Consider the following 17,453-nt stretch of genomic DNA (forward strand, 5'->3'; position numbering starts at 1 on the left):
ATGGAATCAAGGATTCCGCGGCGAGGGGGGCTGGTTCTGCGGATTGGCCGATATGCTCGCTCAGATGTTCAGGTTCCGGCTGCTCGTGACCTCGTACGCCGTGTCCGCCTATGGCAATTACCTCAACCTGATCGCGCTGAGCCTCTTCTCCTACGAGGTCACGGGTACCGCCTTCGGTATCGGGGCCGTGATGGCGCTGCGGCTGCTCGCGGGGGTCGCGGCGGGGCCCGCCGCCGGAGCGGTCGCCGCCCGGGTCGGGCGCCGGGCCGTGATGATCGGTGCCGACACCGCGCAGGCCGGCGCCATGACCGTGCTCGCGGTGTGCGGGACGCGGACGCCGTTATGGGTGCTCGGCGGTGCCGTCATGGTGCTGGGGGCCGGGAACACCCTCTTCGGGGTCGCCCTGCGCAGCGCCGTCCCGGTCATGGTCGGGCAGGAGGGCCGCGCGCACGCCAACGGGCTGCTGGTCACCGCCCGTTCACTCGCCACGGTCCTCGGCTTCGCCTCCGCCGCCCCCGTCATCGCCCACGGCGGCTACGGCACCGCCTTCGCCGTCAACGCCGCCAGCTTCGTGGTGTCCGGGGCTGCCCTGCTGGTGCTGCGGCCACGCACCGAGGAGGAGACCCCGAGCCAGGCCGCCGAGGAGGGGCCCGCTCTTGCCTGGTGGCGGGCGGCGGCCGGGGTGCCCGCGCTGCTGCTCGGGCTGATCGCGCTGCGCGGGACGGACGCGCTGGCCTCCTCCTCGCACAACGTCGCCCTGCCGATCGCGGCCGAACTCGCCGCGGACCCCGCGCTGTACATGAGCCGGTTCTGGGTCGCCTGGGCGGTCGGCACCCTGCTCGCCCATCAGGTGCTCAAGCGGGGCGGCACGGCGCGCGGGGAGCGGGCCTTCGCGCTCGGCACCTGCGCGATGTCCTGCTCCTTCGTCCTCGCCTTCACCGGGCTGCCCGCCGTGGCGCTGACGGTGGCCGCCGCGGCGGCCGGGTTCGCCGACGGCTGGACCGAGATCGTCTACACCTCACGCCTGCAAGCCGCCGGGGACCGGGAACGCGGGCGGCTGTTCGGGCTGTCCGCCATGGCGGAACAGGGCGGCTTCGCGCTGGGCACGGTCGCCGCCGCGGCCGCTCTGGAGTCCCTGTCGCCGCTGACCGTCGTCGCGCTCTTCCACGGAGTCGCCGTGTGCGGGGCCCTGGCCCTGCTGCTCGCACTGCGTGCGGGACGCGTCGACCGGAAGGCCACCGGCGTGCGCTACACGAGAGACCAACCGACGTCCAAGGCACCGCAAGAGGGAGAGGGGTCGCATGGAACGCGTACGGGGGACGGCCGTCTGCCGGGGACCTGAGCCGGAACGGGACGCCTCGGATCCGCCGAACGCGGTGGAGGCGCTGCTGCGGGCGGCGGAGTCGGCGCCGGACGCGGGGGTCGTCGCCGTCGGCGCCGACGGGTCCGCGACCCGCCTCAGTCATCCCGAACTCCTCCTGTGGGCCCGCCGGTTGCTCGGCGGTCTGCGGGAGCGCGGGGTGGGGCGCGGGGACGCCGTCGTGCTCTGCGGGCTGCCGCTCGTCGACTTCTTCCCCGCCTTCTGGGCCTGTGTGCTCGGCGGCATGCGGCCCGTCGCCATCGCGGAGCCGCCCCTGCCGGGCTCGCCCGCGCGGGAACGCCTGCTGCACGCCTGCGCGTTGCTGGACAACCCGCTCGTCCTCACCGACGGGACCGGCGTCGCGGGGGTGCGGGTGACGGACGTGCGCGACTGTCAGACCGCCGCGCCCGCGCACGAGTACGTCCACCCGGACGGGGCGGACATCGCCCTGCTGATGCTCTCCTCCGGCAGCACCGGCGCCCCGAAGGCCGCGCGGCTCACCCACGCGGGCCTCGCCGACTTCGCCGCGTCCAGTCGGCGGATCCTGGACGTGCGGCCCGAGGACACCATGGTCAACTGGCTCCCGGTCGACCACAGCGGGGCGTTCCTGCTCTACCACCTGCTCGCCGTCTTCGTCGGCTGCGACAACGTCCACGCGCCGACCGAGCGGGTCCTCGCCGATCCGCTGCGCTGGCTCGACCTGATGCAGGAACACCGGGCGCGGCACGCGTGGGCGCCGACCTTCGCCTACCGGCTCGTCGCCGACGCGCTCGGCGCCGCGGACCCGGACCCGGGCAGGTCCTGGGACCTGAGCGGGCTCAAGACCCTCGTCTGCGGCGGCGAGCAGATCACGCTGCCCGTGATGCGCGGCTTCCTCGACGCGACCGGCGCCTACGGCGTCCGCGAGGGGCACATCGTGCCCGCCTGGGGGATGGCCGAGACGGTCACCGCGGTCACCTACGGCCGTCTCGACCGGCCCGGCACCGTGCACCGCCTCCTCAAGCACAGCCTGGGCGGTGACCTGGTGCGCGCCGGCGCCGCCACGCCCGAGGACGAGACCGTCACCTTCGTCGCGGCCGGCGCGCCCGCGCACGGGGTCACCCTGCGCATCGTCGACGACCGGGGCGACCTCGCCGCCGACGGCCGGATCGGCCGCCTCCAGGTCCACGCGCCGGCCCGGCTGACCCCCGGCTACGTCGACGACCCCGACGCCGACGCGGCGGCCTTCCCCACCGGACGGGACTGGCTGGACACCGGCGATCTGGCGTTCCTCGACGCGGGGCAGGTCGTCATCACCGGGCGCCGCAAGGACCTGATCATCCTCAACGGGCACAACGTCCACGCCCATGAGGTGGAGGAGGCCGTCAGTACCGTGCCCGGCATCCGGCAGGGGGAGGTCGGCGCGTGCGGGGTGCCGGACGCGGAGCGCGGGACCGAGGAGCTGGCCCTGTTCTTCGTCAGCCGGGGCGTTGAGGAGGACGTACGGATCGCGCGGGAGGCGAGGGCGGCCCTGTACTCCCGGCTCCGCCTCACCGCCGCACACGTCACACCCGTCCCGGAGGCGGACTTCCCGCGGACCCCGGCGGGCAAGGTACGGCGAGCCACACTGCGGGAACGGTTCCTCGCGGAGCGGACGGCGCTGGGGCTCGCCGCCCCCTCCCGGCCCGGCGTCGACGTCGTCGCGCGGGTCGTGGGGGAGGAGCTTGGGGGGCTTCTCGGGCGGGCGGTCGACGTGCGTACTCCCTTCTACGAGCTCGGTCTGACCTCCGTGCTCGTCGTTCGGTTGCGGGCTCGGCTGGAGGAGCGGCTTGGGGTGGGGATTCCGCAGACGGTGTTCTTCGAGCATCCGACGGTCGCCGCGCTCGCCGCGCACCTGGGGGACGCGCCGGCGGACGTGCCGTCGGCGCCGGTGGCGGACCCCGGGGGCGCCGACCGCCGTATCGCCGTCGTAGGGATGGCGCTGCGCTTCCCCGGCGCGGACACCGTGGACCGGTTCTGGGCCAATCTGCGGGACGGCGTCGACAGCGTCGGGGTGTTCGGTGAGATCACGGCCGACCGGGTGCCGGTCGGCGGAGTCCTGGACGGGGCCGAGGAGTTCGACGCCGAGTTCTTCGGCATGAGCCCCAAGGAGACCGGGCTCACGCATCCCGCGCACCGGCTGTTCCTGGAGTGCTGCCACCGGGCGCTGGAGGACGGCGGCTACGCGGCGACCGAACCCGGCACCAGGATCGGCGTGTTCGCCGGTTCCGGCATGAACCTCTACGGCCATCAGGCGCCGGGCGAAGCCGGGGCGGCCCCCGACGACCCCGCGACCGGCATGCAGAGCGCGATCGGGCGGCAGCCCGACTTCCTCGCCACCCGCGTCGCCTACCGGCTCGGGCTCACCGGCCCGGCGATCGGCGTGCAGACCGCCTGTTCCACCTCGCTGGTCGCCGTCCACCTGGCCGTCCAGGCCCTGCTGAGCGGGGAGACGGACCTGGCGCTGGCCGGTGCCGCGGCCGTGCATCTGCCCCAGGAGGGCGGCTACCGCCCCCACCCCGGGTCCATCCTGTCGCCCACCGGACGCTGCCGGGCCTTCGACGCGGACGCCGACGGCACGGTCGGCGGCAACGGCGTCGCCGCCGTCCTGCTCAAACGGCTCGACCGCGCCCTCGCCGACGGCGACACCGTGCACGCGGTGATCCTCGGCTCGGCCGTCAACAACGACGGCGCGGGCAAGGTCGGCTTCACGGCCCCGGGGGTCACCGGGCAGGTGGAGGTGGTGCGGCAGGCGCTGCGCCGGGCCGGGGTCCCCCCGGAGACCGTCTCGTACGTCGAGGCCCACGGCACCGGCACCAGGCTCGGCGACCCGGTGGAGTTCGAGGCGCTCGGGCGGGCACTGGGCGAGGGGACCGGGCGTACCGGTCCCTGCGCCGTCGGGTCGGTCAAGCCGAACATCGGGCATCTGGACAGCTGCGCGGGCATGGCCGGGCTCATCAAGACGGTGCTGATGCTGCGGCACCGCACGCTGGCACCGACGCTCCATCTGACCCGGCCCAACCCCGAACTCCGCTCGCCCGCCCTCACCTTGGCGACCGAGCTGCGCCCCTGGCAGGTCGCGGACGGCACCCCCCGCCGCGCCGGGGTCAGCGCCCTCGGAGTCGGCGGCACCAACGCGCACGTGGTGCTGGAGGAGGCACCGGCGCGCAAGGCCGCGGATCCCGAACTCCCGGTTCTGGTACCGGCTTCGGGCACCGACGACGAGGCCCTGCGGTCCTTCACCGACGCCCTCGCCGCACGGCTGCGCCAGGAGCCCGCCCTCGCCGCCGGTGACGTGGCCGCCACCCTCGCCCTCGGCCGCCCGCACCGCGCCTGCCGGGTCACCGCGGTGGGCCGTACCGCCGAGGAGCTGGCCCGCTCCCTGACCGAACGAGCCCCGGAGCGCGCGCCGTTGGGGCCGGTCACCTTCGCCTTCCCGGGCCAGGGCAGTGCGCGCCGGGGCATGGCGAGCGGGCTGTACGCGTCGTTCCCCGCCGCCCGGCGGATCCTCGACCGGTACGGCTCGTTGTCCCTGCTCCTCGACGCGGGGGAGGACGACCCGGTCTGGCCCACCGAGACCGCGCAGGCCGCCCTCTTCGTCCACCAGGTCGCGCTCGCCGAGGCGTGGCAGGCGGCCGGAGTGCGGCCGGCGCTGCTCCTCGGGCACAGCGTGGGGGAGTACGCGGCGCTCTGCGTCGCCGGGGCGATCAGCGTGGAGGACGGGCTGCGGCTCACCGCCCGGCGCGGAGAGCTCATGCACACCCTGTGCCCGGCGGGCGGCATGCTCGCGGTGCGGGGTGCGCGGGAGGAGGTGGAACGCGTGGCGCGAGCGGCGGGGGCTGAACCGGCCGCCGTCAACGGGCCGCGCTCCCACGTCATCTCGGGGTCCCCGGCTTCCTTGGAGGTCGCGGCCCGCCTTCTCGACGAGGCGGGGCTGCGATGGCGGGCGCTGCCCGTGGACCGGGCCTTCCACTCCGCCGCCGTGGACAAGGCGCTGCGCGCATTCCGTTCGTACGCCGAGCAGGTGACGTACCGGCCGCTGCGCACCCCGCTGATCACCACCGCCGACGGTGAACTGCGGCCCGAGGGCTGGACCGTCGACGCCGGCTATCTGATCCGCCAGGCCCGGCAGCCGGTCCGGTTCGACCTCGCCATGGCCACCGCCGTCGATCGCGGCTTCGGCGACTTCGTCGAGATCGGCGCGGGCGACACGCTCACCGGTCTCGGGCGGCACTGCGCGCCGGGCAGCCGCTGGCTGAGCGGGCAGGGCGCGGGAGCCGGGGCCGTCGAGCAGGTGCGCGGGGTGCTGACCGGGCTGGGGACGGCGTACGAGCGGGGTGCGGAGCTGGACTGGCGGGCGATCACGGGGCGCGGCGGGCGGGTGCCGCTGCCGGGGCATCCGCTGCGGGCGCGTCGGGCCACCGAAGTCACCGGCGCGGCACCCTCCGGTGAAGTACTCGCCTCCGTACGCGAGTTGACGGCCTCCGCACTCGGGTGCGAGGTCGCCGACCTCGCGCCGGACCGCTCCTTCTTCGAGCTCGGCGCGGACTCCCTCGCCCTGATGGGGATGGCGGCCCAGCTCGAGAAGCGGTACGGGGTGCGCGTACCGGTGCGGGAGCTGTTCGGATCGGCGGACACACCCGCGAAGCTGGCGGAGCTGCTGGGCGCGGGGGTGACGACGGACCCCGACCCGGCACCGGGCCCCGACCCGGCACCGGGCCCCGATCCGGCACCGGCACCCCGGCCGGAACCGAAACCCGAGCCCGCACCCCTCGCCGCCCCCGCCGCCCCCGTCGCCTCCGAAGGAACGCCCCCCGCCGCCACACCCCCCGCCCTCCACGACCTCTTCGCCCAGCAGCTGAAGCTGGCCCAGCAACTCGCCGACCAGGTAACCGGAGTCATCGACCGCCAGCTCGACATCCTGGCCACCCCACCGGCCCCGGCCCCGGCCCCAGCCCCGGACCCGCACCCGGCCAGGGCCCCGGAACCGGCCGCCACCCCCTTCACCCCCGCCCCCTTCACCCCCACCCCCTTCACCCCCACCCCCTACACCCCCACCACCGGCCCCGACTTCAGCCTCTACTTCTTCGGTGACTATCCCGAGGACACCGCCCACGACAAGTACGGCCTCATCATGGACGCGGCCGAGTTCGCCGACCGCCAGGGCTTCCACGGACTCTGGTTCCCCGAGCGGCACTTCAACTCCTTCGGCGCCCTGTTCCCCAACCCCTCCGTCCTGGCCGCCGCCCTCGCCGCCCGGACCAGCAGGATCCGGCTGAACGCCGGTTCGGTCGTGCTGCCCCTGCACCATCCGGTGCGGGTCGCCGAGGAGTGGTCGGTCGTCGACAACATCTCCGGCGGCCGGGCGGGACTGTGCGTCGCGAGCGGCTGGCACGCCACCGACTTCGCGCTGGCGCCGGAGAACTACGGCCGCCACCGCGAGGTGATGTACGAACGGCTGGCGACGGTACGGCAGTTGTGGTCGGGGCAGCCGGTCACGGTGACCGCGGGCGACGGCGCCCAGGTCGACGTACGGCTGCACCCCCGCCCCGTCCAGGCCGAACTGCCGCTGTACGCGGCGGTGGTGGGCAACCCGGACAGCTACCGGCGGGCCGCCGCCGAAGGGCTCGGTGTCGTCACCAACCTGATGACGCAGACCGTCGAGCAGCTCGCGGCGAACATCGCCCTGTACCGGCGCACCCGTGCCGAGCACGGCCTCGATCCGGTGGCCGGGCGGGTCGTGGTCCTGGTGCACACCTACCTCGGCGAGGACGCGGAGCGGGCCCGGGCGGAGGCGTACCGGCCGTTCGTGGCGTATCTGCGTTCCTCGCTCGCCCTGTTCGACCAGGTCACCAACAGCCTGGGCTTCGACGTGGACCTGGCGAACACCCCGGAGGAGGACGTCGAGTTCCTGCTCGGCCGGGCCTACGAGCGCTACTGCGCCTCCCGTGCGCTCATCGGTGACGAGCGCTCGGCGGCCGGGTCGGTGGAGCGGCTGGTGGCGGCGGGCGCCGACGAGATCGCCTGCTTCGTGGACTTCGGCGTGCCGAGGCAGCAGGTGCTGGCCGGGCTGCCGGTACTGGACCGGCTGCGGCGCCGCGCGTACGAGCCCGGCCCGGCGGTCGCCGTACCCCGACGTACGCCCCTGTCGCCCGCCCAGCGCCGCATCTGGTTCCTCGAACGGCTGCACCCGGGCACCACCATGTACTGCGAGCCGAAGGCGATCCGGCTCGACGGACCGCTCGACGTGCCCGCCCTGCGCCGCGCGTTGCGGCGGGTCGCGGACCGGCACCCCGCCCTGCGCACGGTGTTCGGGGAGACCGACGGGGTGCCCTACCAGGAGATACGGCCCCGGGTGGACCTGGACTGCCCGGTGGACGACCACAGCGGCGCGACCGAGCGGGAGGCGCTGCGTGCCGTCCTCGCCGCCCACGCGCGCGGCGGCATGGATCTCGGCGCGGGACCGCTGGTCACCGCCCGGCTGCTGCGGCTCTCGGAGGAGCGGCACCTGCTCTTCCTGCTGGCCCACCACATCGTCTTCGACTCCTCCTCCACCGCCGTCCTCGCCCGCGACCTCGCCGCCTACTACCGCGGTGCGGAGCCGCCGCCGCTCGCCGAGCCGCCCGCGCCCGCCCGCCCCGGCCCCGAAGAGGCCGCCGCCTCCCTCGACTTCTGGCGCCGCGAGCTGGCCGGCGCCCCCGAGCTGGCCCTGCCCACCGACCGCCCCCGCCCACCGGTCAGGACCGGCGAGGGCGCGAGCCTGACGCACGACCTGGACGCCGGACTCGTCGGGCGGCTGCGCGCCTTCGCCGCCGGGCAGCGGGCCACCCTGTTCATGACGCTGACCGGCGCGATCGGCGCGGTGCTCGGCCGGTTCGGCGGACAGCGGGAGGTGGTGCTCGGCACCGCGGTCGCCGCCCGCCCCGCCGGCGCCGAGGACCAGGTGGGCCTCTTCCTCGACACCGTCCCGCTGCGCGTGGACCTCGGCGGCGACCCGGACTTCCCGGCCCTGCTGCGCCGGGTCCGCGACGGCAGCATGACGGCGTACGAGCACCGGGGTGTCCCCTTCGACGAGCTGGTCGGCGCCCTCAACCCGCCCCGTGACCCGAGCCGCAATCCGCTCTTCCAGGTGATGGTCGAGTACGAGAACGAGGGCGGCGTCGACTTCGACCCGCCCCGGCTGACCGCGGCCCTGCTGGACGTGCCGAGCGAACGCGCCCCCTTCGACCTCAGCGTCTATCTGACCCACCACGTGGACGGCCTGCGGTTCATGGTCGAGTACGACACGGCCCTGTTCGACGAGGCGACCGTGCGGCGCCTGGTGGACCAGGTGGAACAGGTGCTGCGCCGGGCCCTGGACGACCCCGAGGCCCCGCTCGCCGACCTCACGGACCCCGATCCGGGCCTCCTCGCCCGGCTGGGCCGTCTCGACGAACCCGTCCCCGACGTCGAGGACACCCTGCACGGCCTGGTCGAGCGACAGGCGCCGGACGCCGTGGCCCTCGTCATGGCGGAACGGCGGCTCACCTACGGCGAGTTGAACACCGCCGCCAACCGGCTCGCCCACCTGCTGCGCGACCGGGGCGCCGGACGTGGCGCGCGGGTCGCCGTACTGCTGCCGCGGGGGCCGGAGTTGATCACGGCGCTGCTGGGGGTGCTGAAGAGCGGCGCGGCCTATCTGCCGCTCGACCCGTCCGCGCCCACCCCGCGGCTGGCCGCCCTGCTGGCCGACGCGCGCCCGGCCCTCCTGCTGACCTCGGGCGGGCTGCTCGCCCGGCATCCCGGCCTGGGCATCGAGGCGCACCTGATGGAGGACACGGACGCCGGCCTGCCCGGGGAACCGCCCGCCGCGGACGTACGCCCCGAGGACCCGGCGTACTGCATCTACACCTCGGGTTCGACCGGCCGCCCCAAGGGAGTCGTCGTCCCCCACCGGGGCCCGGTGAACCTGGTGCGCGCCCACCTCGCCGCGCACCCGCCGCTGCGCACCCTCCAGTGGACCTCGCCGTCCTTCGACGTCAGCGTGCAGGAGATCTTCACCACGCTGGCCGCGGGCGCCGAACTGGTGCTGATCGACGACGAGGTGCGGTACGACCCGGCGGCCGTCGCGGAGACGGCGCGGCGGCACGGGGTGCAGCGGATGTTCATGCCGTGCACGCCGCTGCGGTACCTGATGGAGACCGGCCCCGAACTGCCCGCGCTGCGGGAGCTGTTCTCGGCGGGGGAGGCGCTGCACCTCACCGACGCCTTCCGGCGGTTCCTCGCCGGGCACCCGGCGTGCGCGCTGTACAACCAGTACGGCCCCACGGAGACGTCGGTCATCGTCACCTCGCACCGGGTCGATCCCGGGGGCGAGACCCTGCCGCCCATCGGCACGCCGGTGCCGGGCGCGCGGATCCTGCTGCGGGACCCGGCCGGGCGGGCGGTGCCGGTGGGTGCCGTCGGCGAGCTGTGCGTGGGCGGAGTCCCCGTGGCGCTGGGCTACCTCGACCGGCCCGAGGAGACGGCGGCGGCCTTCGTCGACGGCGGGACGCTGTACCGGACCGGGGATCTGGCGCGCTGGCGCGGCGACGGCACGCTCCAGTACCGCGGACGCGCCGACGACCAGGTCAAGATCCGCGGTCACCGGGTCGAACCGGGCGAGGTGCGGGCGGCGTTGGCCGCGCTGCCGGGGGTGCGGGACGCGGCGGTCGTACCGCGCCGGGACCGGCACGGGGAGAGCGAGCTGGTCGCCTACGTCGTCGCCGACGACCCGGCGCCGCTGCGGGACGCGCTCGCCGCCGAGCTGCCCGGGCATCTGGTGCCGGGGCGCTGGGTGGCCCTGGACCGGCTGCCGGTGAACGCGTCGGGGAAGCTGGACCGGACCCGGCTGCCCGAGCCCACCGGGCCCGCTCGGGCCGACGCGGAGCCCGCCACCCCGCTGGAGAAGTCCCTGCACGAGCTGTGGTGCGAGGAGCTGGGCGTGCCCCGGGTGCCGGTGACCCGGCCCTTCTTCGAGCTGGGCGGTCATTCGCTCGGCGCGATCCGGCTGCTGCACCGGATGGCGGAGGAACTGGACGTCGAGGTGTCGATGGCGGACTTCTTCCGGGCGCCGACGATCAGGGGGATCGCGTCCCGGGCCGCCGGCCGGCGGGTGGCCGCGGCCGTGCCGCTGACCTCGACGCTGCGCCGGCTGTGGCGGCGGCAGCACGAACGCCCCGACCCGTCCGTCTACAACGTCGCCCATCGCATCGACATCCACGGGGAGCTGGACGTCGAGCGCCTGCGGGGCGCGCTGGCGGAGCTGGTGCGGCGGCACGACGCGCTGCGCGGCAGGTGCACCGGGCAGGAGTTCCAGGTGCTGGCCGAGGTGCCGGTGCAGGTGCCGGTCGAGGACGTCGTGGACGCCGGCCGCTGGTGCGAGGAGCACGCCCGGGTGCCCTTCGCGCTGGACCGCGCCCCGCTGTTCCGCTTCCGGCTGGGCCGGCTCGCGGCGGACCGCTGGATCCTGCTGACGGTGTTCCATCACGCGGTCTGCGACGGCTGGTCGCTGGGCGTGCTCCGGGAGGAGCTGGGGCAGCTGTATCAGGGACGGCAACTCCCTTCCGCCTCCGGACAGTTCACGGACTTCGCGCGCGACGAGCGCGAGCTGACGCCGGCGCGGCGGGCGGAGCTGGAGCGCTACTGGCGGACGGAACTCGCCGGAGCGCCCCTGCGGCTGCCGCTGCCGTACGACCGACCCCGCCCGGAGCGGTTGTCGGGCCGGGGCGCCCTGCACACCTGGACCGTCGGCGGGGACACGCCCGCCCGGATCGCCGGGACCGCCGCCCGCCTGGGGGTGACGCCGTACGCCGTGCTGGCCTCGGCGTTCGCGCAGTGGGTGGGGCGGCTGTGCGGTGATCCGGCGGACGTGGTGCTGGCCGCGTCCAGCGCCAACCGCACCCGGCGCGAGCGGGCGGGGACGGTCGGGCTGCTCGGGGACGCGGTGCTGGTGCGCGCCCGGCTGTCACGGGCCGCGGACTTCGGGGCGCTGGCGGCCCAGGTGGCCGGGAGCCTGTTCGCGGCACTGGATCACCAGGAGCTGCCGCTGACGGAGGTGGTGGACCTGGTGGAGCCCGGGGACGGCCTGTTCCCGACCGTGCTGTTCACCGTGGTCACCACCCCGCCGCCGACCCTGGACCTGCCCCCGCTGCGGACCCGGGTGGCGGGCCTGGCGATGCCGGAGGTGGCGCGCACCGAGCTCTACGTCGTACTGGAACCGGGGGAGACGGAGATCAAGGTCACCTTCGAGTACTCCACGGACCTCTTCACCGCGTCGACCGTGGAAGGGTGGGCCGACACCTTCACCGCGCTGCTCCAGCAACTGCCGTGACAGCACCCCGGGGACCGGCTTTGTGGGTTCAGGAGCCCAGGGGGTCCAGTTCCAGGGGCTCGACGCGGCCCTCCAGCATGGTGCCGAGTCCCTGGACCGCGCACACGTCCGGGCGCTCGGCGATGTGCACCGGCATCCCCGTGGCCTGCCGCAGCATCTGGTCGAAGCCCGGCAGCAGGGCGCTGCCGCCGACCATCATGATCCCCCGGTCGGCGAGGTCGGCGACCAGGTCGGGCGGGCAGTCCCGGAGCACCTTGCCGATCCCGTCGAGCACGGCGGTCAGCGGGGTCTGGATGGCGTTCCGTACGGCGGCGGTGTCGACCTGCACCGAGCGGGCCAGACCGGTGGCGACGTCCCGTCCGTGGATCTCCGTGGAGGCCGGCCCGTGCGGGGTGAGCCCGTTCCCGGACAGGGCGAGCTGCAGCGGCCGTACCGACTGGCTCGGCAGCACCAGCTCGTGCTGATGGCGCAGGTGCTGGACGATCGCGTGGTCCACGGCCTCGCCGCCGACGGCGATCCGCTGGGCCGTCACGATCGAGCCGAGGGAGAGCACCGCGACCTGGGTCGCCGCCGCGCCGCACACCATGATCATGGTGGCCTCGGGGCGCTCCACGGGCAGCCCGCAGCCCACGGCGGCGGCGATCAGCGTGTCGACCAGCTCCACCCGGCGCGCCCCGAGCCCGACCAGCGTCTCGATGGCCGCGCGCTGGGCCAGCGGATCGGCGTCGTGCGGGGTGCACGCGGCGGCCCGCAGACGCGGCTTGCGGCGCAGATTGCGGCGGATCTTGTCGCCCAGCAGATGCCGCAGCATGCGCTGCGCCATCTCGATGTCCACGACCGTGCCCCCGGAGACGGGGCGGACGACACGGATGTAGTCCGGCGTACGGCCGGTCATCTTCTCCGCGAACTCGCCGACCGCGATCAGCGCGCCGGTGCGGGTGTTCACGGCGGCGGCGGAGGGCTGGTCGACGACGAGCCCGGCCCCCTTCACGTACACCCGCGTCCTCGCCGCGCCGAGGTCGACGGCGAAGTGGCAGCGGCGCAGCTGCTCCAGACTGGCGGTCATGGCAGGCCTCCCGAGAGCACGGACCGTGGCCCGCCGGGTGGCGGGCCTCCTTCGCATCGTGCGGGGGGCGCGGAGACGGCGCGTGTTGTGGTGGGCCGGGCGGGGCGCCGCTGAATGGGGGTTTTTGTCGCTTATGTCTGTTGTAAATATTACATAAGGTCAGCGGGCTGACGGCCGCACCCCCCGCCCCGCACCCGGCCGATCAGCCCCTGCCCGACCCTGTCAGCCGCTCGGCGTGACCCCCCGGACGACTCCGAGCCGTACCAAGTCCTGCGGCCTGATGCGGAGTTGGTCCGCGGTCGGCTCCACCTCGCGCGGCGGGCGCTTCAGGATGGCCGCCGCCAGTTCCGGTGCGATGACCGAGAAGTAGCTGTCCGGGGTGGCCCAGGTGTTGCCTGGCGCGGCCAGCGCCAGCGCCCCGCCGGAACCGCCCTCGCCGATGACCAGCGTGGTGACCGGCGTCCGCGCCGCGGCCACCGCCGAGAACAGGTCGGCGATGGCCGCCCCGGCGCCCTGCCGTTCCGCCTCCGCGTCATTGGCCGCGCCCGGGGTGTCCACCAGTGTCAGCGCCGGGATGCCGAGCCGGTCCGCGAGCCGGATCAGCCGGGCGGCCGTGCGGTACCCGGCGGGCCGGGTGGCCCGCCCGGTCTGCGCCGCGTAGGCGACCGTACGGCCCAGGTGCTCCCCGAAGCCGCACAGCATGCCGTCGAAGTCCGTGCCGCCCGCGCGGTCACCGCCGATCGCGACGCGCTCGGTGAAGTAGGCGTCCAAGTAGTCCTCGGCGCGCGGGCGTTCGGGGGCGCGGGCCCGGCGTACCGCGTCCCAGCCGGTCGCCGGGAGCTCCGTGGAGCCGAGGGGCGCCGGCACCGGCGCGGGTTCTGGCGAGGGCGCGGTCAGCAGGCGCAGCCACCGGGCCAGCGTCGGGCGCAGCTCCTCCGGCGCCACGAGCGCGTCGGCCGCACCCGCCACCACCTGTGCCTCCGCGGTGTAGGCGGCGGGGTCCGCGGTCGCGGGCCGCACCCGTGACCCGGCGAAGCCGACCTGGGCACCGGGCAGCGCCAGCACCACGTCGGCGCCCGCGCCCAGCGTGGCCCAGCCGCCCCCGGTCGTCGGGTCCCGCAGGACGGCGATCTGGGCGAGGCCCGCCTGCCGCGTGAGCACCGACTGGCGGGCCACGCGCTGGAGTTGGGTCAGGGCGAGCATGCCCTCCTGCATCCGGCTGCCGCCGGTGGCGATCAGCGGCACCACCGGCAGCCGGTAGCGCCGGGCGTGCGCATGGGCCGCCTCCAGCCGGTCGCCGGTGCGTTCGCCGAGCGAGCCGCCGAGGTAGCCGAACTCGAACGCGATCAGCACCGCCCGGGTGCCGCCGACGCGCCCGGTGCCGCAGACCACGGACTCCTCCTCGCCGGTGCGCTCGGCGGCCCGCAGCCGGGAGCCGTCGTACCCGCGCCAGCCGAGCGGGCCGTCGGGCGCGGAGTCCCGCTCGGGGTACGGGAGTTCGACGAAGTCGTCGGTGATCAGGGCGAGGAACTCCCGGGCGTGGAGCCGGTCAGTCATGGCTGAGCGCCCGCTTCATGATCTTCCCCATGTCGTTGCGGGGCAGCGCGTCCAGGTGGTGCACCACCCGGGGCCGCTTGTGCGGGGCGAGCCGCCGGGCCACGTGCCCGGCCAGCTCCTCGACGCCGGGCGGGGCCTGCGGGTCGGCCGGTACCACCCACGCCACGATCCGCTCGCCCAGATCGGCGTCCGGCTCCCCGGTCACCGCCGCCTCCCGCACCGCGGGATGCTCCAGCAGCGCGTTCTCGATCTCGCCCGCCCCGATCTTGTAACCCCCGCTCTTGATCAGGTCGGTGGCCTTGCGGCCCACGATCCGGACGTACCCGTCGGGGTCGCGCACCGCCATGTCCCCGGTGCGGAACCAGCCGTCGGCCGTGAAGGCGTCCGCCGTGGCGTCGGGCCGGTTCAGGTACTCGGTGAACAGGTTCGGACCGCGCACCTGGATCTCGCCCACCGTCTCCCCGTCGTACGCGGTGATCGGTGCCCCGTCCTCCTCCACCAGCCGCAGCTCCACGCCCGGCAGCGGCACCCCGACCGTCCCGGGGCGGGCCTCGCCGTCGGCGCGGATGCTGGTGTTCATCAGCGTCTCGGTCATGCCGTACCGCTCGATGACCCGCCGCCCGGTGGCCGCCGCGATCCGCTCGTGGTCGTGCACGGGCAGCGCCGCCGAACCCGACACCAGCAGCCGTGCGGTGCCCAGCGCCCGGGCGAGCGCCGGGTCCTCGGGGAGCGCCTGGGCGATGCGGTGGTACATCGTGGGCACGCCGAACAGCATGGTCGCGCCGTCGGCCAGTTCGCGCGCGACTCCCTCCGGGCTGAACCGGCCGAGGTGCCGCACGGATCCACCGCGCCGGAGCGGCCCGAGGACGCCGAGGACGAGACCGTGCACATGGAACAGGGGCAGGCCGTGCACGAGGACGTCGTCACCGGTCCACTCCCAGGCGTCGGCGAGGGCGTCGAGGGTGTGGGCGACGGCCCGGCGGGGCAGGACGGCGCCCTTGGGCGGTCCCGTGGTGCCCGAGGTGTAGACGACGAGGGCGGGGTCCTCGCCGTCGGCGGGCCGGGGGTGACACGGGCCGGTGGCGCGTACGTCGACGTCGACACGCTCCAAATCCCGGACCGGCGACGGCAGTTCGTCACCGGGTGCGGCCAGTACGAGGCCGGGTGCGCTGTCGGACAGGATGTGCCCCAGCTCCTTCTCGCCCGACTTCGGGTTGAGCGGTACGGCGGCGACCCCCGCCTCCAGCGCCGCGACCACCGCCACGGCGGTCTCCAGCGCCGGGGTGGCCCACACCGCGACCCGGCCGCGCCCCGCGATCCGGTCCGCCAGGGCGCCGGTCGCGGCGGCGAGTTCGGCGTACGTCAGGGACCGCTCGCCGAACCGCAGAGCGGTCCGGTCGGGCGGGCCGTCGGCCAGGGCCGGGAAGAGAGTGGACACGCGTCGTACTCCTTGGGCGTCGTACGGGCTCCGGTTACGCCATGATGCCGACCGAACCCCTGAGAACCGCCCCGCATCGCCCGGTTGCCGGTGTGAGTGCGCCCACGCCACCCGTGGGACGTGGCCGACACGTCCCTCCCGCGGCGCGGCACCTTCAGTCGTTCCGGCCTACCCCGACCGGGCCGTGAACCAGGCCGCCAGCTGGCTGCGTCTGCGGAAGCCCAGCTTCACCAGGATGCGCTCGACGTGGCCCTCCGCGGTGCGCTGCGAGATGACCAGCGTCTCGGCGATCCGCCGGTTGGTCAGGCCCCGCGCGACCAGCGCCGCCACCTCGGCCTCCCGGCGGGTGAGCGGGCGGGTGTCGGGGGCGCCGGCCGGGCCGGTCGCCGGGCGGCGCAGGGTGCCCAGCGCGTAGGCGACGGCGTCGTCGCGGGACAGGGCGCCGCCGCGCCGGTGGGCCCGCTCGTAGCCCTGGTCCCCGAGTGCCCGCCGCGCGTGCCGCTCGGCCGGACCCGGGCGCGCCGCGCCCTGCGGCTGGGCCGGATCGCCACCGATGTCGTGCCAGATCCGGTCCACGGCCCCCCGCAGCACGGCGGCCCGCTCGGCGTGCCCGGCGAGCGCCTCCGCCGCGGACAGCAGGTCCAGGGTGCGGGCGAGGCTCTGGCACCCGTGCCCGGTGTACGGCAGCCGCAGGCACGCGCGCGCGTGCTCGGCGGCCCGGTCGTACTCGCCCAGCGACCAGTGCGCCAGGCCCAGCGTGCGCAGCGCCCAGGCGCGCGCCCACTGTTCGCCGTGCGCCTCGCAGACGGCGACGGCCTCGGCGCACAGCGCGGTCGCCTCGCGGGCCCGGCCCCGGCTGACCAGGGTGCAGGCCAGCTCGACGCGGGTGAGGACGACGAAGCCGACGGTGGTGGTGGCCGCCCGGCCGGTGCCGTAGACGTCGGGCGGCATCGGGGGCGGGGCCGGCACGGGCAGTTCCGCGTCGGCGGGCGGGGCGCCGTGCGGGGGGTCGGCGCCGGCGAGGACGGCCGCGGTGCGGGTGTGCACGAGCGTCATCAGCGCGCCCGCCCACATGGCGCGGGTCAGCGCCGGCTCGGGGCGCGCCCCGGCCCGCAGCGCCCGGTCCAGCCAGTGCCGGCCCTCGCCCCAGGCGCCGCCCGCCACCCAGTGGAACCACAGCGTCGCGGCCATCCGCAGCCCGTGCTGCGCCTCGCCCGGGGTGGTGACGCAGAAGTCCAGCGCGGCCCGGAAGTCGTCCCGGTCCAGCCGCAGCCGGTCGGTGACGGCGGCCTGGCCGGGGCCGAACCACGTCTGCTCGTACGCGGCGGCCAGCCGTGCGAAGCAGTCGCGGTGCCGGCGCCGGGTGACGGTCACCTCGCCGATGTCCGCCAGCTTCTCCAGGCCGTAGTGGCGCAGCGAGACCAGCAGCCGGTACCGGGCCCGCCCGCCGCGCTCCTCGCGGATCAGCACCGACTTGTCGACGAGTCCGGCGACCGCGTCCCGTACAGCGCCCACGCCCAGTCCCGCGCCCGCGCCTGGTCCCTCGCCCGGTCCCTCGCCCGTGCCCGGTCCCTCGCCCGTGCCCGGTCCCGCGCCCGGTCCCGGTCCCGCGCCCGGTCCCGTGCCCGCGCCCGGTCCCGTGCCCGCGCCCGGTCCCGGTCCC

General features: G+C 75.5%; 6 protein-coding genes. 2 read left to right on the forward strand and 4 right to left on the reverse strand.

Annotation, left to right across the window (positions count from 1 at the left end; genetic code table 11):
• Positions 1-64 precede the first annotated feature (64 nt).
• Positions 65-1,342, forward strand: coding sequence for an MFS transporter (locus tag ACWD1Z_RS34210; protein WP_451124273.1), 1,278 nt, complete (start codon positions 65-67; stop codon positions 1,340-1,342).
• A complete protein-coding gene (locus tag ACWD1Z_RS34215) occupies positions 1,302-11,729 on the forward strand; it encodes an amino acid adenylation domain-containing protein (protein WP_451124275.1) in 10,428 nt (3,475 codons plus the stop codon). Before ACWD1Z_RS34210 ends, ACWD1Z_RS34215 begins: the two co-directional genes overlap by 41 nt.
• A gap of 28 nt (positions 11,730-11,757) precedes the next feature.
• Here ACWD1Z_RS34215 and ACWD1Z_RS34220 read toward each other — a convergent pair whose 3' ends face one another.
• The 4 genes from ACWD1Z_RS34220 to ACWD1Z_RS34235 form a co-directional block, all read right to left on the reverse strand.
• Positions 11,758-12,795: a rod shape-determining protein gene (locus ACWD1Z_RS34220; RefSeq protein ID WP_451124277.1), complete on the reverse strand. Its 1,038-nt coding sequence runs from the start codon at positions 12,793-12,795 to the stop codon at positions 11,758-11,760.
• Between the two features lie 222 nt (positions 12,796-13,017).
• On the reverse strand, positions 13,018-14,352 hold the full coding sequence (locus ACWD1Z_RS34225) for a carboxyl transferase domain-containing protein (RefSeq protein ID WP_451124279.1): 1,335 nt from the start codon (positions 14,350-14,352) through the stop codon (positions 13,018-13,020).
• Positions 14,345-15,790 carry an acyl-CoA synthetase gene (locus ACWD1Z_RS34230; protein WP_451124281.1) on the reverse strand — a complete coding sequence of 482 codons (1,446 nt, stop codon included), beginning with the start codon at positions 15,788-15,790 and terminating at the stop codon, positions 14,345-14,347. Before ACWD1Z_RS34230 ends, ACWD1Z_RS34225 begins: the two co-directional genes overlap by 8 nt.
• A 168-nt stretch (positions 15,791-15,958) precedes the next feature.
• The coding region (locus ACWD1Z_RS34235) for an ATP-binding protein (RefSeq protein WP_451124283.1) at positions 15,959-17,453 on the reverse strand (1,495 nt) is incomplete at its 5' end.

The organism is Streptomyces sp. NPDC002784 (assembly GCF_053592135.1).